The organism is Pseudomonas sp. P7779 (genome assembly GCF_013386315.1).
GTDB lineage: Bacteria > Pseudomonadota > Gammaproteobacteria > Pseudomonadales > Pseudomonadaceae > Aquipseudomonas.
This window is the reverse complement of record NZ_JACARZ010000220.1, coordinates 1-792: the sequence shown is the minus strand read 5'-3', so window position 1 is coordinate 792 and position 792 is coordinate 1. Positions and strand designations below refer to the sequence as shown.

The following is a 792-nucleotide window of genomic DNA, read 5'->3' as shown; positions in this document are numbered from 1 at the left end:
CCCCGATTGCCCGATGCTATCGGTCACCCGGGCCATCTGTTCGAACCATTGCGCAGAAGAAAGCCGGTCGTTTTCCACTTCAAACACTCGCTGAAAGAACTGCAAGGATGGTTGCACACCCGCTCCATCCTCGAAATCACCCGATAGGGTGAGCCTGCATCCGATATTTATGCTCACTTCCCAGCTTAATAATATTTTATTAAAAACCGCCCTCCCCCTAGCCTTGAAGCCATGCCCAAGCTGAATCCAACTGCATTACGCAAGGACAGACACATGACTCAAGCAATAACAAAAACAGACACGCTGGTGGTGGGAGCCGGTCAGGCTGGCGTCGCCATGAGCGAGCACCTGAGCAAGCAAGGCGTGCCGCACCTGGTGCTGGAGCGCAGCCGTATCGCCGAGCGCTGGCGCACCGGCCGCTGGGACTCGCTGGTCGCCAACGGCCCGGCCTGGCATGACCGTTTTCCGGGCCTGGCCTTCGATAACGTCGCCCCCGATGGCTTTGCGCCGAAAGAGCGTGTGGCGGACTACTTCGAAGCCTATGCACGCAAGTTCAATGCACCGATTCGCACCGGCGTCGACGTGACCTCGGTGGTGCGCAATGTCGGTCGCCCAGGCTTCACCATCCACACCAGCGAAGGCGTGATCGAAGCCAACCGCGTGGTGGCGGCCACCGGGCCGTTCCAGAAGCCGGTGATTCCGGCGATTGCCCCTCAAGACAGCGCGCTGCACCAGATCCACTCCGCCGACTACCGCAACCCCGCGCAACTGCCGGCCGGCGCAGTGCTGGTG

At 60.9% G+C, this 792-nt stretch carries 1 protein-coding gene; it reads left to right on the top strand.

The annotated features are described in order from the left end of the window. Nucleotides 1-273 precede the first annotated feature (273 nt). Nucleotides 274-792, top strand: a 519-nt coding sequence (locus tag HX869_RS31275) for an NAD(P)/FAD-dependent oxidoreductase (RefSeq protein ID WP_178904189.1), incomplete at its 3' end; no start/stop codon positions are given.